This window comes from Pseudarthrobacter sp. NPDC055928 (assembly GCF_042270935.1).
Taxonomy (GTDB): Bacteria; Actinomycetota; Actinomycetes; order Actinomycetales; family Micrococcaceae; genus Arthrobacter.
This window is the reverse complement of the sequence record NZ_JBHJZH010000011.1, coordinates 154531-177010: the sequence shown is the minus strand read 5'-3', so window position 1 is coordinate 177010 and position 22480 is coordinate 154531. Positions and strand designations below refer to the sequence as shown.

General features: G+C 66.5%; 11 protein-coding genes. All 11 read left to right on the top strand.

Annotated features, from left to right (window positions below; translation table 11 throughout):
- On the top strand, positions 1–5106 hold a 5106-nt coding region (locus tag ACFC25_RS14920; protein WP_376046415.1), incomplete at its 5' end, for an Ig-like domain-containing protein.
- 79 nt (positions 5107–5185) lie between these two features.
- On the top strand, positions 5186–6157 hold the full coding sequence (locus ACFC25_RS14915; RefSeq protein ID WP_337349143.1) for a MoxR family ATPase: 972 nt from the start codon (positions 5186–5188) through the stop codon (positions 6155–6157).
- Between the two features lie 49 nt (positions 6158–6206).
- Positions 6207–7538, top strand: a complete 1332-nt coding sequence (locus ACFC25_RS14910) for a DUF58 domain-containing protein (protein ID WP_376046412.1) — start codon at positions 6207–6209, stop codon at positions 7536–7538.
- The gene (locus tag ACFC25_RS14905) at positions 7535–10165 is read left to right on the top strand and encodes a transglutaminase domain-containing protein (RefSeq protein WP_376046409.1); all 2631 of its coding nucleotides are present in this window, start codon (positions 7535–7537) and stop codon (positions 10163–10165) included. The genes ACFC25_RS14910 and ACFC25_RS14905 overlap by 4 nt, the downstream gene beginning before the upstream one ends.
- The gene (locus ACFC25_RS14900; protein WP_376046406.1) at positions 10162–11847 is read left to right on the top strand and encodes an RDD family protein; all 1686 of its coding nucleotides are present in this window, start codon (positions 10162–10164) and stop codon (positions 11845–11847) included. The genes ACFC25_RS14905 and ACFC25_RS14900 overlap by 4 nt, the downstream gene beginning before the upstream one ends.
- Positions 11844–12764 (top strand): PP2C family protein-serine/threonine phosphatase, encoded by a 921-nt coding sequence (locus ACFC25_RS14895; RefSeq protein WP_376046403.1) that lies wholly within the window; start codon positions 11844–11846, stop codon positions 12762–12764. Before ACFC25_RS14900 ends, ACFC25_RS14895 begins: the two co-directional genes overlap by 4 nt.
- Positions 12751–14592, top strand: a complete 1842-nt coding sequence (locus ACFC25_RS14890) for an FHA domain-containing protein (protein WP_376046400.1) — start codon at positions 12751–12753, stop codon at positions 14590–14592. The genes ACFC25_RS14895 and ACFC25_RS14890 overlap by 14 nt, the downstream gene beginning before the upstream one ends.
- Entirely contained in the window at positions 14589–16466 is a 1878-nt protein-coding gene (locus ACFC25_RS14885; RefSeq protein WP_376046397.1) for a protein kinase, read from the top strand. Before ACFC25_RS14890 ends, ACFC25_RS14885 begins: the two co-directional genes overlap by 4 nt.
- Before the next feature lie 62 nt (positions 16467–16528).
- Positions 16529–17233, top strand: coding sequence for a hypothetical protein (locus ACFC25_RS14880; RefSeq protein WP_337349153.1), 705 nt, complete (start codon positions 16529–16531; stop codon positions 17231–17233).
- Complete coding sequence (locus ACFC25_RS14875) at positions 17230–21675, top strand: FtsK/SpoIIIE domain-containing protein (protein ID WP_376046394.1); 4446 nt, start codon at positions 17230–17232, stop codon at positions 21673–21675. Before ACFC25_RS14880 ends, ACFC25_RS14875 begins: the two co-directional genes overlap by 4 nt.
- A gap of 155 nt (positions 21676–21830) precedes the next feature.
- Complete coding sequence (locus ACFC25_RS14870; RefSeq protein WP_376046391.1) at positions 21831–22394, top strand: hypothetical protein; 564 nt, start codon at positions 21831–21833, stop codon at positions 22392–22394.
- The last annotated feature ends 86 nt before the right edge of the window (positions 22395–22480 follow it).

The following is a 22480-nucleotide window of genomic DNA, read 5'->3' as shown; positions in this document are numbered from 1 at the left end:
TTCCGGGTGAACCGGGGCCTGGTGGTCCTGAACGATGTGAACTCCGGGAATGTGTGGCTGGTGAACCAGAACATGCAGCTCGTGAACAACTGGGATGACGTGGTGCCGCCGAAGAACGAATCGGACGAGCAGGACCAGGAATCGGCCGACAACAACACCATCAATGTCCTGCCCGACCGCACCAAACCCAACCGACCGCCGGAAACGAAACCGGACACTGTGGGCGTCCGCCCCGGACGCACCACCGTCCTCAGCGTCCTGGACAACGATTCCGATCCCGACGGCGACGTCCTGACCGCCGCCGTCGGCAACGCCGGACCCAAGGCAGGAAGCCTCGAAAGCATCTACGGCGGCACTGCCTTCCAAGTCTCGGTACCGGCGGACGCAAAGCCGGGCACCGAAACGTTCGACTATAACGCCGCTGACGGCCGTGGCCTGTCCGCGGGCGGCCAGGTGACGCTGAGCGTTGTGGGCCCGGAAGAAAACCGGCCACCCCTGTTCAAGCGCGGCGGCGACGCCACCACCATGCTGGTGGAACAGGGCAAGACCGTCAGCCAGAACATCCTCACGGACTGGATGGACCCCGACGGCGACGACCTGGTCCTGATGGACGCCAAGGCCGACAACGACCAGGACCAGGTCAAAGTCCGCCGCGACGGCCTGCTGACTTTCCAGGATTCCGGCGCCACCGCAGGCAAGAAGAACGTCACAGTGACCATCTGGGACGGCCGCGCCACGGTCACCGGAAAAGTCGTGGTCAACGTCCAGCCGCCCGGCGCCCTGGCACCTGTAGTCAATGCCGACCACGTGACGGCGGTGGTCGGTCAGGACCTGGTAATCGCGCCCCTGAAGAACGACGTCGACCCCAACGGAGGTGCCCTGCGGCTGGCCCAGGTGGAAGCCAACGGGCCGGCCGAACTCGGTCCCGTGACCGACGGCGGGACCTTCACTTTCAAGAGCACCACCCCGGGCCCGGTCTACCTGACCTATATCGCGAGCAACGGGCCGCAGAGCAGCCAGGGCCTGATCCGCGTTGACGTGGAATCCGGGAAGGACACCGGCGACCCCGTTGCCGTGCATGACGTTGCCCTGATGCCCACCGGCGGCAGCGTCCTCCTTGACCCGCTGGCCAACGACTCCGACCCCTCCGGCGGAGTCCTGGTCCTGCAGTCCGTTCAGCTGCCGGACAACATCACCGCGTCTGTGAGCGTGATCGACCACAGCGTCCTTCGGATCACCGACGTCCTGGGCACCAAGGAACCGTTCCTGTTCGAATACACGATGTCTAACGGCCGCAAGTCTGCCACCGGCAGCGTCTCAGTGGTCCCGGTGCCCGCCCCCGCCGTCGTCGAAGCACCGCAGCCGAAGCCGGACGAAGTGAACGTCCGCGTCAACGACGTCGTGACCATTCCGGTCCTGGACAACGACACCCACCCGCAGGGTGAAAAGCTGACCGTTGACCCTGCGCTGCCGCAGAACGTGGATGAGCTGGACGGTAAGGGCTTCGTCTCAGAGAACACGCTCCGGTTCATCGCCGGGTCCCAGCCCAAGACTGTCCGGGCCATCTACAACGCGGTGGATCCGCAGGGACAGAAAAGCGCGGCCGCAGTGACCATCCACATCCTTCCGTTGGAGGGGTCGGAGAACTCCCGCCCGCAACCCCGGAACCTGACCGCACGTGTGGTCGCCGCCGGTACGGTGCGCATCCCGGTCCCGCTGGACGGCATTGACCCTGACGGCGACTCCGTGCAGCTGACCGGCATCGACAGCACGCCCGCCATGGGAACCGCCACCGTGGGCAGCAACTTCATCGACTTCATCGCCGCCGGAGACGGCGCGGGAACCGATACTTTCCGCTACAAGGTGGTGGACCGCCAAGGCGCCGTCAATACAGGGACTGTGACAGTTGGGATCGCCCCGCGCGGCGAGACCAACCAGAACCCCACGCCCGTGGACGACGAAATCAAGGTCCGTCCCGGACGCCAGATCGCCGTCGACGCCACCGGCAACGACACCGATCCCGACGGCGACCTCATCCGCATCCTTACCGACGGCATCGAAGCTGACGACGCCCTCCAGGCCACCGTCAGCAAATCCAGCGGCCGCATCATCCTGCTGGCTCCCGGGGCCGAGGGGACGGTCAATGTGCGGTACACCATCGCCGATGACCGCGACGCCAAGGCGCAGGCCACCATCCGCGTGGTGGTGGACAACGAAGTACCCCTGCAGGCACCCATCGCCCGCGACGACAGGGTCACCTCCGCCCAGACCATGGGCAAGACGGCCGTGGACGTTCCGGTCCTGAAAAACGACGAAGACCCCGACGGCGTGGGCGAAAACCTCAAAATCAGCACGGAGGCCACCACCGCCCGTCCCGGCGCCGACGGCAACATGCGTGTTGACCTGACTGAACAGCCGCAGCTGATTCCCTACACCGTGGAGGACGTGGACGGCCAGAAGTCCACCGCCATCATCTGGGTGCCGGGAATCGGACAGCAGGTGCCGACGCTCGCCAAGGACGAGGTGATTGAGGTCATTGCCGGCCAGTCCGCCACTGTGAACCTGAACGAGTGGGTCAAAGTCCGGGAAGGCCGCTCCCCGCGCCTGACCCAGACCGACCGGATCAAGCTCATCGGTGCAGATGGCGGCGATCCCACAGCCGGCAGCGCCACGTCGCTCAAATACACCGCGGGTACCGATTACGTCGGGCCGGGATCGCTCAGCTTCGAGGTGACTGACGGCACTGGACCGGACGATCCCGAGGGCCTGAAATCCACGCTCAGCATCCGCACCAAGGTCCTGCCCGATCCGAACCGGAACAACCCGCCCACGCTGCTGGGCGCCACTGTCGAGGTCCCCAAGGGCGAGACTGCGGAGCTGGATCTGAGCCGGCTGACGTCGGATCCGGACCGGGACGACGTGGACAACATGAAATACGAACTTGTCGGGGGGAACCCCGCCAGCTTCAACGCCAGGATAGACGGAAAGACGCTCAAAACGTCCGTTGATGGTTCAACAACGACCGGCACCACGGGCGCCGTCCAGGTCAAGGCCAAGGACTCCCGCGGCCTTGAGGCAACTGCGACCTACCAACTGGCAGTGACGGCTTCCAACAGGCCCAAACCGGTGGCTAACGATGACGTGGAGCCCAATGCGGCGGCCGGGAAGCCCGTCACTGTAAAAGCCCTGGCCAACGACTCCAACCCGTTCCCCGAAACGGCTCTGAAGATCGTCGCGGCCGGTGCCGAAACCGGGAGTGGCAACGTAGAAGTATCCGGCGATGCAGTGGTGGTGACACCGGCTCCGGGATTCTCCGGGTCCATGGTGGTGTCCTACACAGTTGCCGACAAAACTGAGGAATCTTCACGGCGGGCAACGGCCCGCATCCGCCTGACCGTGAAGGACAAGCCGCTTGCACCCACCACACCGCAGGCCCAGAGCGTGGGGGACCAGACGGCCCTGCTGAACTGGTCCGCCCCGGCAGACCGCGGGTCACCCATCACCAAGTACACGGTGTACGGTGAGTCCGGCTTCAGGCAGGATTGCCCCGCCAACACGTGCACCCTGAACGGGCTGGTCAACAACACGAAGTACCACTTCGAGGTGACGGCCACTAACGAATTCGGTGAGTCGGACCGCTCCCCGGCGTCCGCTGAGGTCCGTCCCGACGTCAAGCCCGACACCCCGCTGGCGCCCACCCTGAACTTCGGCGACAAGCAGCTCTCCGTGAACTGGGTGGCACCGGCCAGCAAGGGCTCCCCGGTCAAGTCCTATGACCTGGAGATCTCGCCCGCCCCACCCGGCCAGAACGCCCAGATCCAGAACCTGACCGCGGTCAGCTACGTCTGGAAGGGACTGCAAAACGGCGTCTCGTACAAGGTCCGGGTGCTGGCCCGCAATGATGCGAAGGATCCGTCCGAGTGGAGTCCGTACTCAGCCGCCGCAGTGCCTGCCGGCCCGCCGGCCACCCCTGCAGCTCCGACCGCTTCGCAGGCCGGCTCCGTGGGGCCACAGAGCCAGCTGAAGGTCAGTTGGACTGCGCCGAACAACAACGGTGACGCCGTATCCTCGTATACCCTCACTACCCTTCGGGGCGGGGCAGTGGTGGCCTCCCAAGCAGTGACGGGAGGAACTACGCAGAACGTCACGGTGGACAACTCCGAGGCCAACTACACCTTTACCGTCTCGGCCACCAACAAGGCCGGCACCAGCGGGACCAGCAGCCCGTCCGCCCAGATCCGGGCGGCCGGCAAGCCTGACCCGGTCAGCGGCGGCACAGTTGCAGACACGGGTACCAGCGGCCAGCTCAAGGTGACCTTCACCCCGCTGACCCAGGCCCAGCGGAACGGCTCCACCGAAGGTGAAATCCAGTACACGTACAACGCGGACGGCAGGTCGGGAACTATCCCCGCCGGTGGTGGAACCATCAACGGGATGACCAACGGCCGGGATATCACGGTCACCATCATCGCCACCTCCACCAAGAACAACGTTTCCAGCGATGCCAAGAACATCGGCTCCGGCAACCCCTACGGCCCGCCGAATGCCCCCAACGTGGACGGACGGACGTCGGCCCAGGGAGACGGCGACGTTCACTGGACCTGGAACAACCCGACAACTAACGGCCGCCCGCTTGATCACTTTGAGGTCAGCTACGAAGGGGGAGCGTGGATCAACGTCGGTTTGGCAAACCGCTTCGACCGGTCCGCCGGCGGCTGGGACCAAGTCCGGACACTGAAGGTCCGTGCGGTTACTGCGGCGGTGGGTCCGGCAGGCCAGGCGAATTCGCGTTCCGGAACGGACCCCACGCCCCCGCCACCTTCGTCGTGGAGTATCACCGCGAGTCCCGTTCGCAGTTGCACCGAACCACGCAAGGGGACGGACAGCTTCCGCGCCGGCAACCCGTCCTCGTGCGTGGGTGAAGGCAAATGGCTCGACGCCGGTGCCGCCGCGCAATCCGACCGCTACCAGGTCTGGTACAAGACGTCCAACAACCCCACGGGCATCTGGTACCACCTCACCAGCGGCATGGCGGCCGGCAACTGGCTCCGTTGCGACACATCGAACCTTGGCTGCAACCCGCCGAACGGGATGCCAAACCGCTAGTCAGTTACCACCAAAGCAACTGTTGGGTCCGGACTCCTCGGGTCCGGCCAAACCTTGACCAAGACAAAGGAAAAATTCCATGACAATGACCACCGAGCAGGCCGAATGGTTTGCAGGCACCTTCGAAAAGCTCGTTGCCAATGTCGGACAGGCGGTGCTGGGCAAGGAACATGTCATCCGGCTGACCTTCACGGCGATGCTCGCCGAGGGCCACGTGCTCTTCGAGGACGCGCCGGGCACCGGCAAGACCTCGCTGGCGCGCGCCTTGGCAGCCACAGTGCAGGGATCCAACAACCGCATCCAGTTCACCCCTGACCTGCTGCCGTCCGACGTGACCGGTGTGACCATCTACGACCAGAAGACGCAGAAGTTCGAGTTCCACAAGGGACCCATTTTCAACAACATCGTCCTGGCCGACGAGATCAACCGTGCCTCGCCAAAGACCCAATCGGCGCTGCTGGAAGTCATGGAAGAATCCAGGGTCACCGTGGACGGTGTCACCTACGAGGCCGGCCGGCCGTTCATGGTCATGGCCACGCAGAACCCCATCGAGCAGGCCGGCACCTACCGGCTGCCCGAGGCGCAGCTGGACCGCTTCCTGATCAAGACCTCCATCGGCTACCCGGACCACGCCTCGACCGTCAAGCTGCTCGGCGGCGCCAACCTGAAGGACCGCTCCAAGGAGATCACCGCCGTGATCACCACCCAGGCCGTGGCGGACATGGCCGACCTCGCGGCCACCGTCCATGTGGACACCGCCGTGCTCGAGTACATTTCCCGGCTCTGCGAAGAGACCCGCAACGCGCCCGAGACCCGGCTGGGGGTCTCCGTCCGTGGAGCCATCGCCATGGTCCGCGCCGCAAAGGTCTGGGCTGCGGGCCAAGGGCGGAACTTCGTCCTCCCGGACGACGTCAAGGAACTTGCCGCCGTGGTGTGGACGCACCGGTTCGTGATGGATCCCGAGGCTGAATTCTCCGGCGCCACGCCTGAGGCAGTCCTGGCCCGGGTCCTGTCCGACGTTGCAGCCCCGCAGCAGCGCGCCACCGCCTGACGGTTCCAGGACCTCCCGACCACCACCCAGCGCAAACGAAGGCACCACTATGTCCAGCAGCACTCCGTTGATCCGGCTTGCTGACCGTCTCCGGCAACTTTTCCACCGGAACGGCAAGCCCACTCGGCTGCACCCCCCGGCTTTTTGGGCCGAGGCCACCAGCACGGCCGGCCTGGCCCTTGCACCGGCCTGGCAGAAAGTCCGGGGCCTTTGGCTCCGGTACGTGTGGCCGGTGCTGTCCGTCGTGAGCATCCTGGGCTGGTCCGTCCTCGCCGCCGCCATCCTGCTGTGGGCCACCGGCCAGTCGTTCGGCTGGCAGGAAGCCAAAGCGGCGGCCATCGCTGCGTTTGTACTCTTTGCGATCGCGGTCGGCTTTATCCTGGGCCGGTCATCCTACGGCGTGGTCCTGGACCTCGCCCGTACCCGCGTCGCCGTTGGCGACAGCGCCGTGGGAAGCATCGCGGTCTCCAACACCTCCGCCCGTCCGCTCCTGCCGGCCGCCCTCGAACTGCCTGTCGGTGCCGCTACCGCCGTCTTCCATCTTCCGCGAATGAAGCCCCAGCAGGTCCACGAGGACCTCTTCACCATTCCCACCGCCCGCCGCGCCGTCATCGTGGTGGGTCCGGTCCGCTCCGTCCGTGCCGACCCACTGCACCTGCTGCGCCGCCAGGTGCTGTGGACCGAACCGGAGGACCTTTTCGTCCATCCCCGGACCGTTGCCCTCGCTGGTTCGGCCGCGGGCTTCATCCGCGACCTTGAAGGCATGCCCACCACGGACCTTTCCAGCGCAGACGTGTCATTCCACGCCCTGCGGGACTACGTGCCGGGGGATGACCGCCGGCACATCCATTGGAAGACCACCGCGCGGACCAACAAGCTGATGGTGCGCCAGTTCGAGGAAACCCGGCGCGCCCACCTGGCCATTTCTCTGTCCATCAACACGGACGAGTATGCCTCGGAACAGGAATTCGAGATGGCCATCTCGGCCGCCGCCTCGATCGGCCGCCAAGCCATCCGGGAGCAGCGGGAACTGGACGTCCTGACCCAGAAGGGTCCACTGCGCTGCGAAACCGGGCGCAACATGCTGGACGACATGACCAGGATCGTCGGGGCACCCATGCGCCGCACCGCCGTCGACCTCGCCCGGTCCCTGGCCGACACGGTCCCCAACGCCTCTGTGGTGTTCTTTGTGGTGGGCAGCAACGTCACGCCCACCCAGCTTCGTTCCGCTGCCGCCTCGGTCGCTCCCGGCGTCCGCAGCCTCGCCGTGCGGCTCCAGACCGGAGCGGCGCCGTCGCGGGCCAACATCGCCGACCTGACGGTGCTGACCCTGGGCGACCTCGCCGACCTCGCCATCGTCCTGAGAAAGGCGGCCGCATGAGCTCCGCATCCGACCTCCGCCCCCGGGCATCCCGGCAGAAAAAGCGCCAGCAGCAAGAGCATGAGTCAGCATTCGCGGATGGCCAGCCTGCGTGGCATTTTATGGTCGACGCCGGTGCGCTCACCATCCTGCTCGGGCTGGGCGTGCTGGGCTTCAGCCTCAGCTTCGGCGGGGACGCCTACTATCTCATCTCCGGGTTCGGCGGCATCATCCTCGGACTCGGCCTCGCCGCCGCCAACGCCCACCTGCGGCTTGGCCTGCTGATCACCTCCGCCCTGGCGCTGGGCGCCTACCTGGTGCTGGGAACCGTGCTGGCCGTGCCGGACGCAGCCATCGCGGGCTTCGTCCCCAGCCTGGACTCCCTCCGAACGCTGCTCCTGGGGGTGGTGTTCGCCTGGAAGGACATGCTGACCGTCGGTGTGCCGGTGGGGACCGCCGGGGGAGTCCTCATTGTTCCGTTCCTCAGCTCCCTGCTCACCGCGCTGGTGGCAGGAATCCTCACTTGGCGGGCCAAGGCTCCTTATTGGCCGCTGCTGCCTGTGCTTGCCCTCTTTGTCACGGGCATTGCATTCAGCACCAACGCCGCGTTCCTGACGGTGGAGCGGGGCATTGGCCTGACGGTCATTGCGATCGCTTGGGCCACGTTCCGCCGTGATGCACTGCGCCGAAGCGACACCCGGAAAGTGTCCGTCAACCGCCCCCAAAGCGACGCCGGCACTGCCCAGCGCGCCAGGATCCGCAGGCTCGGCACCGCCGCTGCCGTCATCGCCGCAAGCATGGCCATCACCGCCGTCGCGGCCCCGTTGGTCACGGCGAGCGACGACAGGAAAGTGCTGCGCAACGTGGTGGTCCCGCCATTTGACCCCAAGGACTACATCACGCCACTGGCAAGCTTCCGGACCTTCGTCAAGGACAAGAAGGACGACACGCTGTTTGTGGTCACGGGCCTGCCGCGGGACGGACGGGTGCGGCTGGGGGCGCTGGACGCGTTCAACGGCACCAACTACAACATGGACCCCAACGGTTCCGGCAATTTCAGCAAGGTGGGGGATACCAAATCCATCAACACCCTGGCCGATACTTCCAGTGTTGTGCCTACCAATGACTACGCCATTGACATCACCATCGAGGACTACCAAGGCTTTTTCGTCCCGGGGGGCCGAAAGACCACGGGGCTGAGCTTTGACCAAAGTGCGTCAGGGGCCGCTTCGGGCCTGTACTTCAATTCGGGCACGGACACCGCAGTGACCACCAAGGGCCTCTCGAAGGGTGACTCCTACAGTGTCCAGGTGTCCGATCCGGTCAAGCTGGAGCATGGCCAGCTGACCCAGTACGACTTTGCCAAAGTCACCCTGCCTGACGCTTTGGAGGTGCCGCCGGTGGTCGGCTCGCAGGCCAACGACCTCTCGGCCGACGCACCCACCGCCATCGACCGCGTCCGCCAGATCGAGGCCCACTTCCAGAAGACCGGCGCTTTCAGCAACGGGCTGGTCACCGAAGGGCAGCTGCCCAGCGTCTCCGGGCACAGCTCGTCCCGGATCAGGAACCTCCTGACGGCCAAGCAAATGCTCGGCGACGACGAACAGTATGCCGTGGCGATGTCGCTGATGCTCCGCCACCTGGGGATCCCCTCACGCGTGGTCATGGGCTTCTACCCCGATCCGACCAGCCCGGAGAACGGCGCCGGCGAAGTGAAGATCACCGGCAAGGACGTCCACGCCTGGGTGGAGGTGGCCTTCGACCGCGTGGGTTGGGTCAGCTTTGACCCGACACCGCCCAAGGACAACATCCCCATCCCGCCGGACCCGGAAAACAAATCCAAACCCAAGCCACAGGTGCTTCAGCCGCCCCCGCCCCCGCAGGAGCCCGCAGACCTGCCGCCGGACTCCTCCCCGGATGCGCTGGATGCGGACCAGAAGAAGAACAACCCCTGGCTGTTCTGGGGCGCGCTCCTAAGCGCCCTCGGGGTTGCCCTGATTCCGTTGTCGATCCTGGCGCTGCCGCTGCTGATCATCGCCCTGCTCAAATCACGACGACGGAAGTCCCGGTTCACCGAAGGCCACCCGGCGCAGCGCGTCGGCGGGGGCTGGAACGAGGTGCTGAGCCTCGCCACGGACATGGGGGCGGGAATCGACACCCGCGCCACGCGGCGGGAAAGCGCTGCGGTAGTGGCGGAAGCTTTCCCTTCGACCGGGACCACCACAACGATGCTGGCCCGCCGTGCGGACGCGTCAATCTTTGGCGCCGGGCAGCCGAGCGAGGAAGAGGTCAAGGAATACTGGACCATCGTGGACGGCTCCCTCAAGGAAATGACCGCGACCGTGGGCTTCTGGCGCAGGCAGCGGGCCAGGTTCTCACCCAGGTCCCTGCTGGCGGACGGGCGGGCAGCCCTCAAGCTGCGCAGCACCGGCCGGGGGCTGGCGTCGCTGCGGCGGCCAGGCGACGCCGCAAAACAGCCCCGCGACGTAAAGCAGCCCGGCGCCGCACCGCAGGCTGGCTCAGCTGTGCCGCAGTCGGCCGAAGGTAGGGTGGAGAGCGGTCCGGCGGCAACCCCCGCAGGCCCCTCCGAACCTGATGAGTCCACTGTTCTGAGGAACCCTGGCAGGAAGAACCACACCGAACCATGACGCAAGACTCCGAGCGCTGCCAGCGCTGCCAGCAGCTGATCCGCGCCGGTGCCACGTTCTGTACCGCCTGCGGAGCCCCTTTGCCCAACAGGGCTGCCCGGAATGCCCGCTACGTGGACCACGCCCAGCAGGCGTTGATGGAACGTGCGGCTGAGCATGCCGCCGCGATTCCCGGTACTATCCCGGTAGTACAACGGGTCCCGGCTGACAGCGGTCCCGGAATGGCACAGGCCGTCCACGGTCAAGGGGGAGGAACGGGCATGGCAGTTAATCTTGGGCTTGTTCCGGCTGCGTCGGGTAAGCGTCTCGGGGCTGCCGTGCTGGACTGGCTCGCTCCGCTGGTGGTCCTGGGAGTGACATTTGCCATTGGCTTCGCCGGGGTGACGCGCACCCAAAGCGGTGGATTCATCATTTATGACACGGGATCGCTGGTCCTGTTCGGCGGCATTGGCCTCGGGCTGACGCTCGTCTATATTGTCGTCCTGCTGGGTCTGGAAGGCCGGTCCGGAATCACGATCGGCAACCGGCTCATGGGCATCCGCAGCGCCGACAACGACGGCTATGCGCCGGGCGGGGGAGCAGTTTTCCTCCGCGGGCTTGTCACTGGAGCGGGCGTCCTGTTGGCCGTCGTTGCGGCGGCTGCGCTGGTCATTTTCAAGTGGTTCGACGCGGCACTCTTCATCCTGGCGCCGCTGGTCCTGGCCGGTGCCGCGTGGGCGGTACTCGTGGTGGTCTCGAACTCCTGGGACAAGAACGGCAAGCTCCGGGGCTGGCACGACACCGCCGCGAAAACCCTCGTCTTTGACGTCAAGGCCGGACGGAACCCCATTGCCACTGGCGGGATCCAAGGACCCTATAGTTTCGCGCCGCTGGACCTGCCGCCCGTGCAGCAGGTCGCGTCGCCCGTGGCCGGAGCAGCCAAAGCCCCGCAGGTCATCAACGCCCAGGCGCCCCTGAACCCCAACCAGTGGCAGCCGCCGGCAGGGCAACCTGCCAGCCAGGCACCACGCGCCGCCGTACACCCGGAGCCTGCACCAATGGCCCAGGCCGTTCCGCCCGCCCCGGCCACCCCTCAGGGGCCGGCAGCCCAGCCAGCCGCGCAGCTGCCTTACGCCGCTCCCCAGGCGTTCGCTCCGCAGCCTTTCACGCCGCCCGCCCCCGCAGCCGCACCCGTGCCGCCTGGCACTCATGGCACAGCCGGCACGCCGGGCCAACCCGCCGCGCCGATTCCCCCCGCCCATCCGGCTCCGAGGGAACACAGTGCCCCAGGCCAGGCTCCCGCAGCAGCCCACCCCGACGACGACCACGACCGCACGCAGATGCGCGGGGGATTCCGTGAGGTGGCGCCCGTGGCCGTCCTTCGGATCAGGCTCGACGACGGCCGGGACTTCCAGCTTGACCGGAACGTCCTGGTAGGCCGCAACCCCGTGGGGCAGGCGGGCGAGCAGCAGGCCCAGTTGCTGGCCGTGGACGACCCCGGCCGATCAATTTCGAAAACGCATCTTCACGTCCTCTCGGATGGCGCGGGCGTGTGGGTGACGGATCGGAACTCCACGAACGGGAGCGCCGTCACCACTCCGGACGGCCTGCGCACCCCACTCAAGCCGGGCGTGCCCGCCTTTGTCAGCCCGGGATCCACTGTCCACTTTGGTGACCGCTCCTTCCACCTAGGACAGGCATGAATTCCCAAGCCGCCAGTGTTCCCGCCGCCGCAGACCACGACTCCGGGCTGAGCCTCAGCTACGGCTACGGCACAGACCGTGGGCTGCGGCGGGAGCTCAATGAAGACTCCTTCATTGCTTCGGACCCGGTTTTTGCCGTGGCTGACGGAATGGGCGGCCATGAAGCCGGCGAGATCGCCAGCGGCATGTGCGTCCGCGCCCTGGCGGCCATGCCGCAACTGGCCACGGGAGAGCGGAGCGTCACCGCCGCAGTTATCCAGCAGTACCTGATGAAGGCCGACGACTCCATCCGCGAGGCCACCGGGGCCCGGGCCGGCACAACGCTGACCGGGGTTGTGGTGGTGGAGCAGATGGGCATGCCTTATTGGCTGGTCATGAACATCGGCGATTCCCGGACCTACCGCCTGAGCCAGGGCCAGTTTGCCCAGGTCAGCGTGGACCACTCCGAGGTCCAGGAACTTGTCGATGCCGGCGAAATCACGCCGGAGGAGGCAACTGTCCACCCTCGCCGCCATGTTGTGACCCGGGCCCTCGGTACCGGGGACGAGACCGAAGCCGACTACTGGCTGCTCCCGGTGGAAGAGGGCGACCGGATCCTGGTCTGCTCGGACGGGCTGAATGCCGAACTCACGGACGAGCACATGTTCCGGATCCTCAGTACCGTGGGCCATCCGCAGGACGCGGTGGATGCGCTGATCCAGGCCGCTCTCCGGAACGGAGGCAGGGACAACGTCACTGTCATCGTGGTGGACGCCAGGAACGTCATGAACGACGGCGGCATCGCCACTACGGCGCCTCGGCCCGGTTCGGACGCGGAGGACGAGATCACCCTGCCGCGGTCCCAGGTTGTGGACGCCGCACGGCCGGAAACGTCAGGCGAGGACGAAAGCGAGGAGCCAGACGATGACCGGGAATAACTATGTGCCAGGCACATGGCACGGCATTGTCCGGTCCCGCACGGCCGTCCTTCTGGGACCCGATACGCCCCCTCAGCTGGTCCACTCCCTGTGGGACATGCTGGAAAGCGGACCTGAGGTCCATGAGCTGCTCCACGCCGTCACCAGCAGCTTCGGCGTGTCGCTGGCCCAGATACCTCCGTTCGGAATCGTGGATTTCAACGACTCCCTGCGGGTTTTCCTGCGCGGAGACATTGACCTGACAGTGCAGCTGCCCACCGGACCGGTGGAGCTTCATGGGCGTGACGTGACGACGTGGGCCGAACGGCATCTCGCGGCCCCCGAGTGGTACAGCATCAGCGTTCCTGGTTTTGACGTTCCGGGCAGTGAAACCACGGGTCCTGCGCTGCCCCTTCAGGAGGGCGTGGTCCTCCTGCAGGCGTTGACCGTTGACTTGGACGGCAGCGCTGATGCTGCTGTCCCAACACCGCTTGTATCCGCGGTACCAGTTGCGGCCGGACCAGTTGCGGCCGCACCCGTTCCTATCGCTGTGGTGCCTGCAGGCGCGGTGCCGGCAACTGTGCCGGCGGTGGCGGCCACAGAGCCTGGCGCTATGGTGGCACTGGACCCTGAGGAAGCCGTGTTTGAGAAACCCGCGGCCCCGACCGGGGCTGTGGCCCAGTCCGTGCCGGATGCCACGTTTGCCGCTGATGCCCCGGAGCACGGCGCATCGGCCGAAACCGTCATCGGTGTCATGGATGAAGACTTCGAAGACCTTCCCGCCGAACATCCTGATTCCGGGCCGGCGGAGGATGTTGTCCTTCAAACCGGGGATGCGGCTTCCTTGGTGGAGGAAGAGCCGGCGCCGGACCCGGCCCCGGCCTCCGAACAGACCAGCACGTACGACCACCTCTGGGAGCGCACTGTGGTCCGCAGCATAGAAGACGCTGCTGTCCGTGACGATCCCGACGGCCTGCTGTCCGAGCCCCCTGCACAGCAGACATCCGCGGCTGCGGACGCTGCGGAGACGCCCTCGGCTGCGGACCCAGCGGAGACACCCGCCGCGGGGAACATGCTGTCGACTGAGGCACCAGCACCAGCACCAGCACCAGCACCAGCACCGGCACCTGCGCCGTCCGGCGGACTGATCGATTCAGTTCCTTGGAACACTGGCGGGGGAATGTCCTCACAGCCCGGGCCGGGCAGTGATGACCGAGGTGGCCGTGGTGACGGTGGCCGTGGTGACGCAGCCCGTGGTGAGGCAGCCCGTGGTGAGGCAGTCCGCGACGATGGTGACCACGACGGCCAGACGATCATGAAGAGCGATCTGGCCGGGATGGCCGTGCATCCCGCGCCCGCCGTCGCCGACACGGAGGCCGCGGGATCCGCCGGCCCCATGGTCCTTGCGCGGGTCTGCGGGCAGGGCCATGCGAATCCGCCGACGCACGCCCAGTGTGCGGTCTGCGGGCAGCCCTTGCCGTCGGATGCTGTCCAGGTTTCCCGGCCCCGGCTGGGCCGCATGCGGGTCTCCAGCGGCGAGCTTGTGGACCTTGACCAGTCTCTGGTGATCGGCCGCCAGCCGTCGGTCTCGCGCGTCCAGGGCGGCGTGATGCCGCGCCTGGTGCAGGTTGCCAGCCCCAGCGGCGACATCTCCCGCTCGCATGTCCAGGTCCGCCTCGAGGGCTGGCATGTGATGCTGTGCGACCTGAAAGCAACGAACGGCACCGTCCTCGTCCGGGAAGGCCAGCAGCCAAGGCGCCTGGCCCAGAACGAAATGGCCATCCTGCTTGATGGCGACATCGCAGAACTGGGCGACGGCATTTCGCTTCGCTTTGAGGAGATTCTTTGAGTTCCAAACGGCCCGTAGCGCCGCCACCCCACATTCCGGGGTTTTCCTACATCAGCCTGTTGGGGTCAGGCGGCTTCTCAGACGTTTACCTTTACGAACAGGACCGGCCCCGCCGCAGGGTGGCGGTCAAGGTCCTGCTTTCGGACCTGAAGACCGAAGGTGCGCGCCGACGGTTTGAGTCCGAGGCCAACCTCATGGCCCAACTGTCCTCGCACCCCTACATCGTGACCATATACGAGGCCGAGGTCACCGACGCCGGACACTCCTACCTGGCCATGGAGTACTGCTCCCGGCCCAGCCTGGACGTGCGGTACCGGAGGCAGCGCTTCAGCGTCGATGAGGTCCTTGCCGTGGGCATCCAGGTGGCCTCCGCCGTCGAAACCGCCCACCGTGCCGGTATTGCCCACCGGGACATCAAACCCGCCAACATCCTGGTGACCGACTACAACCGTCCAGCGCTCACGGACTTCGGAATATCCGGAACCCTGGGAGGGTCCGACGCCGACGACGACGCCGGAATGTCCATCCCCTGGTCCCCGCCGGAGCAGTTCACGGACGGCGGAACCGACGGCGTGATGGTTGACGTTTGGGCCCTCGGCGCCACGCTGTACACATTGCTCGCCGGCAGGTCGCCGTTCGTGATGCCCGGGGCGGACAACTCACAGCGGGAGCTCATTTCACGCATCTCCACCATGTCGCTGCCACGCCTTGGCCGGGCGGACGTTCCGGAATCACTGGAGCTCGCACTGTCCACGGCCATGGCCAAATCCCCCGCTTCCCGCTATTCCTCCGCCCACGCGTTTGCCCTTGCCCTGCAGCGGATCCAGGCCGAACTGAACCTGTCGGTCACGCCGTTCGAAGTGCTGGAAGAGCCGCACCCTGAAGAAAGCCATCCCGACGACGGATACGAAGAAACCCGTGTTCGGAGCATCGCGGCCATCGACCCGGAACGGACAGGCAGCGCCCCCACTTTCCCGGCACGAACCCGGCCGCAGGGCCCAGGCAGCGTCCCGCCGTCGTTGTTTCCGCCTGCCGGCGGGCCGTCCACGCCCGCACAGTCACCAACCCGGGCCTCGCCCGCGACGCAGCCGTCAGCGCTGCAGCCTGCTTCATCGCAACCGACGGACGGGCGCGGCACACCTGTTCAGCCGCAGGTCCCCGGCAGTCTCTTTGCCGGCCCTGGGACAGGCCCGCAGACCGGCAGCCAGCCTGCCGCCGAGTGGTCACACGCCACCATGCTGCGCGGCGGCGCAGCCGACTACGGGACAGCCGTGGGAACCGCTGACGCCACCGTCCAGCGTCCGGCACTGCTCCCGGGAGGACCGGAAGGTAACGATCAGCAGCCGGGCACAGGTTCGTCCGGCCGCCGCGAGCCTGAGCTTGACGCAACGGTCACCCGGGCGGTCCGCGGCGAGGAGCCCGTCACGGAGTCTGGCCCGGACCACGGAAAAAGGAATCTGTGGCTCGCCTTGACGGGTGCCGCGGTACTGGTCCTTGCGGTGGTCGTGGGGATTGTCCTGGCTACATCGGCGCCCCCTCCCAAGGTTGAAGACACGGAGCAGGCCAGCACGCCGCCGCCCGACGCACTGGACAATGGGTCAGTGCCGGACGTCGCCGGCCTGTCCGGATTCCGGGACAGCAGCGGCAAGGTGACTTTCACCTGGGAGAATCCGCAGCCCAAGCCCGGTGACACGTACAAATGGCGCGTGTACACGCTGGGTGAGAGCGGCTCCGAATACCAGTCCACCGATGGATTCAGTGCGCAGGTTGCGGCCAATCCCAACGAACCGACCTGCCTCCAGGTGATGATCGTCCGCAGCGACGGGGCGTTCTCACCGCTTGAGGACGACTCCATAGCCTGTGTCCGCGAATGAGCACGGCACGGCAGACCGAAAAACTTGGCGATACTGGCATTGCCCTTGAGGAGGCACGGAAAATGGGGGATCTGGCAATAGATTTCTGTGGCGAATGGTACGAACCCTCGGACGAGGATGTTTTCAACATCGGCCGCGAAGGCGACCTTGAGGTTGATGACAACCCGTACCTGCACCGGCAGTTCCTGCAGGTGGCCCGCTACGACGGGATCTGGTGGCTCAGCAACGTGGGCAGCATGCTCTCAGCCACCGTTGCAGACGGCTCCGGCGGAATGCAGGCGTGGCTTTCCCCTGGCGCGCGCATACCCTTGGTCTTCAGCCACACCAACATCATCTTCACGGCCGGCCCCACCACCTACGAATTCGCCGTCCACCTCAAGACGCCTTCGTTCCGGCAGGAAGCGCGAGACGACGACAGCAACGGAGACACTACGATCGGCCCGGTGGTCTTCACCGACTCCCAGAAGGCCCTCATCGTTGCCCTCGCCGAGCCGATGCTCCGCCGGGAGGGGACAGGCTTCAGCGCCATTCCGTCGTCGGCGGCCGCGGCCAAAACGCTTGGCTGGGCGCTGACCCGGTTCAACCGGAAGCTGGACAACGTCTGCGACAAGCTGGATCGGGTCGGTGTTGTGGGGCTGCGCGGCGGCGGCGGAAAACTCGCCACCAACCGGCGCGCCAGGCTTGTGGAGCATGCCGTGACATCCCATCTGGTCACCCCCGAAGACCTCTATCTGCTGGAAAAAATGAGGGGCGTGGACGAAGGATGAGAATCCGCCTGACACTCCGCCGGGATCCGGCGGAGACAAAGGACCTCGCGGTCACCGTGGACGGCCTGGCGACCGTGGCGGACATCGCCACCCAGCTCTGGGCTGCCGACCCCGACCGGAAAGGGACTCCGGCACCGGAGAACCTCTCGCTCCGGATCGATGAGGCCTTTGTGGCCGGCGGGATGCGCGGCAACATCCTGACCCGCACGGACAACCTCCTCGAATCCGGCCTGCGGCCTGGTTCCGTGGTGTCCCTGACGCAGGTCAGTGAACAGTTCGATGTCCCCGGCGCCAACCGGGGCCCGGCAGCCGCCACTTTGCGGATCCTTTCAGGTCCCGACGTCGGCCAGGAGTTTTCGCTTCCCTCCGGTACCAGCTACATCGGCCGGGACAGGGACGTGGACATCCGCCTTTCGGACCCGCTCACTTCCAAGCGCCATGCCCGCATCACCGTGGGCGAGAGCATCGAGATCGTTGACACCAACTCGGCCAACGGCCTCCTGATGGACGGCCTGCCCGTCACCCGGGCAACGCTTAATTCCTCCGACACGGTGACCCTGGGCGATACCACCGTGACGGTGGTGCCGCTGGGCCGCAACCATGCGGCAGCACCGACGTCGCCCCTTGTCGATTTCAACCGGTCCCCGCGGGTGGTCCCGCGCTTCGACGCGCCGAAACGTGTCCTGCCCGCCGGGCCCAAGCGGCCGGACCACCAGCCCTTCCCGTACATCATGCTGGTGGCGCCGCTCATCATGGGCGGGGTCCTGTTCGCCGTCACCGGGAACATGCTCTCCGTCATTTTCATGGCCATGATGCCGCTGTTCATCGTGGGCCACTACGTGGACCAAAAAATGCAGACCAGGCGGCAGCAAAAGGAACAGCTCAAGCATTTCCGGGCCTCCATGGCCGCTTTCCGGCAGGACATCACCGAGCTGCAGCATGTGGAACGCGCCGTTCGCCTGCAGGAAGCGCCCTCTGTCAGCGACACCGTGGACTCGATCTACAAGCTGGGCCCGCTGCTCTGGACCCACCGTCCCGAGCACAAGGGCTTCCTCGGCCTGCGGTTCGGACTGGGCACGGCGCCGTCGCGCATTACGTTCGAGGAGCCGGCCGAGAACGGCACGGAAGTCGAATACATGCGGGAGATCCAGGAGTGCATCAAGCAGTTCAGGGACATTGAAGGCGTGCCCGTCGTTTCGCAGTTGCGGACCGCGGGGTCATTCGGCGTGGCAGGTGCCCGCGGCCTGGTCGACGACGTCGCCCGCGGCATGGTCCTGCAGCTGGTGGGCCTCCACTCGCCCGCGGAAGCAGTTGTCACTGCCATCACCTCGGCGCAGTCCAGGGAACGGTGGAACTGGCTGCAATGGCTGCCCCACGTCGGTTCGGGCCACAGCCCGCTCAGTGGCGACCACCTGGCCGCTGGCTCGGCCAGCGGCTCCTCCCTCCTGGCCCGCCTGGAAGACCTGCTCGACGCCCGGGAAGCCGCGGCCGGCCGGTCAGGCCCGGACCTGCGCCCGGACATCGACCCCGCCAAGGACGAAATCCCGGGGCCGATGCTGCCGGCCGTGCTGGTCATCGTGGAGGACGACGCCCCCGTTGACCGCGGCCGCCTGACCCGCCTCGCGGAACGTGGTCCGGATTCAGGCGTCCACGTCATGTGGGTGGCTACCGACATCCAGGCCCTTCCCGCCGCCTGCCGCGACTTCATGGTGGTGGACGGCGACCACGGCACCACCACAGGCCAGGTCCGGCTGGGCCGCCACAGCTACCCGGTGAGCTGCGAAAGCCTGGACGCCGAACTTGCCGGCCAGCTGGCCCGGATGCTTTCCCCGGTGGTGGACGTGGGCAAGCCCATGAGCGATGACTCCGACCTGCCGCGTGCCGTCTCCTATGCAACCCTCATTGGCAAGGACTTCCTGGACAGCCCCCAGGCTGTGGCCGAACGGTGGACCGAGAACAACTCCGTCCACGCCACGGCAGTCGCCAACCGCAAGGACAACGGAACGCTCCGCGCGCTCGTTGGGTCCAAGGGCGTCGAACCCCTCTACCTTGACCTCAAGAATGAGGGCCCGCACGCCCTGGTGGGCGGCACCACCGGTGCCGGAAAGTCCGAGTTCCTGCAGTCCTGGGTGATGGGGATGGCCGCGGCCTACAGCCCGGACAGGGTGAGCTTCCTCTTTGTGGACTACAAGGGCGGCGCGGCGTTCGCCGACTGCCTGCACCTGCCGCACACCGTGGGCCTGGTCACGGACCTCTCCCAGCACCTGGTGCGCCGCGCCCTGACCTCCCTCCGGGCCGAACTGCACTACCGCGAACACCTCCTGAACCGGAAGAAGGCCAAGGACCTCCTGGCCCTCCAGCGTGAAGCCGACCCCGAAGCCCCGCCGTACCTGATCATCATCGTGGACGAGTTCGCCGCGCTGGCCACCGAAGTTCCCGAGTTCGTTGACGGCGTGGTGGACGTTGCCGCCCGCGGTCGGTCGCTCGGCCTGCACCTGATCCTGGCCACACAGCGTCCTGCCGGCGTGATCAAGGACAGCCTGCGCGCCAACACCAACCTCCGCGTGGCCCTGCGCATGGCGGACGAGGACGACGCCACCGATATCCTCGGTGTGCCCGATGCCGCCTACTTCGACCCGTCGATCCCCGGCCGTGGCGCCGCCAAGACCGGCCCCGGCCGGATTCAGGGATTCCAAACCGGCTACGCTGGCGGCTGGACCACCGAAAAACCCCAGCGGCCCCAGATCGACATCGTGGAGATGGCCTTCGGATCCGGACCCGCCTGGGATGTTCCCGCCCCGGAAAAACCGGTCCAGGAAGAACCCGCCGGCCCCAACGACATCGCCCGGATGACGGCGAACATTGTCAGGGCGGCCGACTCGCTGGCCATCCGTCCGCCACGCAAGCCCTGGCTGGACGAACTGGCGAAGACGTACGACTTCTCCAAGCTGCCGAATCCCCGGACTGACGAGCGGCTGCTGCTCGGCGTCGCCGATGACCCCGCCCGCCAGGACCAGCCCACGGTGTTCTACGAACCCGACAAAGACGGAAACATGGCCATCTACGGCACCGGTGGCTCAGGTAAGTCCGCGGCGCTGCGCGGAATCGCCATCGCCGCCGCCGTCACGCCGCGCGGCGGGCCGGTCCACGTCTACGGCATCGATTGCGGATCCTCGGGGCTCAAGATGCTCGAAGAGCTGCCGCACGTGGGCGAGGTCATCGGCGGGGACGACGTGGAACGAGTCGGCCGCCTGTTGCGCCTGCTCCGGGACATCGCCGACGAACGTTCCGCCCGGTTTGCCGAAGTCAGGGCCTCCACCATTGTGGAGTACCGGAAACTGGCCAACCGGCCGGATGAGAAGCGGATTTTCGTACTCGTGGACGGCATGACATCGTTCCGCGAAACGTACGAATACAGCCGCCTCTCCGCGTTGTGGGACATTTTCCTCCAGCTGGCCACCGACGGCCGTCCCCTCGGCATCCACCTGATAGTTACCGGTGACCGTCCCAACGCTGTGCCGGCGTCGTTGTTGGCCTCCATCCAGCGCCGGCTGGTCCTGCGCCTGTCCTCCGAAGACGACTACCTGTCCATGGACGTCCCCAAGGACGTCCTGAGCAGCACCTCCCCTCCGGGTCGGGGCTTGCTGGGCGGCCACGAAGTCCAGCTTGCAGTGCTGGGAGGCGACTCCAACCTTGCCCTGCAGGCCAGGGAAGTGCACAAACTCAGCGAGGCCATGCTGCGGCAGAGGCTGGACAGGGCGCCCCGGATCCAGCGGCTCCCGGACCAGGTGGACCTGGACGTGCTGCCGGCCGGCAGCCCGGACCTTCCGGTCATCGGTGTCGACGACGAAACGCTGCAGCCCGCCGAAATCATGGCCAAGGGTCCGCTGCTGCTGGCCGGCCCTCCCGGCTCAGGACGGACCGTTGCCCTCGTAACGATGGCGTACGCCCTCCGGCGCTCCAACCCGGACACGGAACTGGTTTACATCGGATCCCGCCGCTCTGCAGTCGCCTCGCTCCCCATCTGGAACCGGTCGATCGTCGGGCCGGACGACCTCGCCGACATCGTTGAGGACCTGACCGGGCACTCCTCCGGAAACCCTGGCAAGCTTGCCATCTTCATCGAGGGCCTGACCGAGTTCACCGACACGGTCGCCGAATCCGGGGTGGCGCAGCTCGTGACGGCCTCCATCAAGGCCGACCAATGGGTCATCGGAGAGTCCGAAACCTCCACCTGGTCCTCGGCCTGGTCGCTGTCGCAGCCGTTCAAATCAGGGCGCAGGGGATTGCTCGTCAACCCCGGCGATATTGAGGGTGACAGTCTGTTGAACACTTCGCTGGGCCGGGTCAGTCCGGAGTTCATTCCGGGCCGCGGCTACATTGTGGGGCGCGGCAAGGCACGCAAGCTCCAGATCGCACTGCCGCCGGAAAACAGGGACTAGAGCGTGGGCCAGACAGACGGCAAAGAGCGGGACGTTAAGCACGGGGGATTTAGTGCTTAACCGCGTGTTGTAGGAGACTCCAGGGAGCAGTTGTAGCAGACTGCCGGGAAACCAGTGATGCGCGGAGGGGGCCGCGCGCTGTCGAAAAGGTATCAATGAAACAAAAACCGTCCGCGCTCAGAGTTGTATCGGCGACGGCGGCCGCTTCGGTTTTGGCACTTTCGATCGGCCTCTGGGTGGTGGCGCCTGCGAACGCTGAAACGTCCGAACCAACACCCACGTGCGGACTGATCTGCCTTCCGGGTCTGTCTGAACCCGACCCGAAGGATCCGCGCACTCCCCGCCCCAAACCCACCTCGGAAGAACCCACTGCTCCGCCGGCCCCCGCACCTCCCGCGCCGCCGCCCGCGGAACCCGCCCCTGCGCCGGTTCCCACCATGGCCCCGGAGATGAGTGAGCTGGCCGGGCAAGCGTCCAGTGAGGCGGCCACCAGTGCCCAGAGTGCCACGCCGTCCACTGCCCTTCCATCCACAGAATCGAACTGGAACAAACCGATCACCAAGTCCACCAAACCAACCCAGGCTGCAGCCGTCTCCAACGGCGACGGCCCCGGCTTCGGGGACCCGGGGCTGCTGACCATCTTGGTCGGGGTGCTGCTGGTGGGCCTGGGCGGCCTGGCCTTCGCCTGGTGGGGTCGGAACCGGGCCTCCGCCCATTGAGCAATGGGGGACTGAGGCTCCTTATACGTTGGGTGCCGTGAATCCGGGGGGATTTGCGGCCCCGCGGCGTGTTGTAGCAGACTACC

Coding starts and splice junctions, on each gene's coding strand:
- ACFC25_RS14915 (WP_337349143.1), top strand. CDS start 5,186: ATGACAATGACCACCGAGCAGGCCGAATGGTTTGCAGGCACCTTCGAA.
- ACFC25_RS14910 (WP_376046412.1), top strand. CDS start 6,207: ATGTCCAGCAGCACTCCGTTGATCCGGCTTGCTGACCGTCTCCGGCAA.
- ACFC25_RS14905 (WP_376046409.1), top strand. CDS start 7,535: ATGAGCTCCGCATCCGACCTCCGCCCCCGGGCATCCCGGCAGAAAAAG.
- ACFC25_RS14900 (WP_376046406.1), top strand. CDS start 10,162: ATGACGCAAGACTCCGAGCGCTGCCAGCGCTGCCAGCAGCTGATCCGC.
- ACFC25_RS14895 (WP_376046403.1), top strand. CDS start 11,844: ATGAATTCCCAAGCCGCCAGTGTTCCCGCCGCCGCAGACCACGACTCC.
- ACFC25_RS14890 (WP_376046400.1), top strand. CDS start 12,751: ATGACCGGGAATAACTATGTGCCAGGCACATGGCACGGCATTGTCCGG.
- ACFC25_RS14880 (WP_337349153.1), top strand. CDS start 16,529: ATGGGGGATCTGGCAATAGATTTCTGTGGCGAATGGTACGAACCCTCG.
- ACFC25_RS14875 (WP_376046394.1), top strand. CDS start 17,230: ATGAGAATCCGCCTGACACTCCGCCGGGATCCGGCGGAGACAAAGGAC.
- ACFC25_RS14870 (WP_376046391.1), top strand. CDS start 21,831: ATGAAACAAAAACCGTCCGCGCTCAGAGTTGTATCGGCGACGGCGGCC.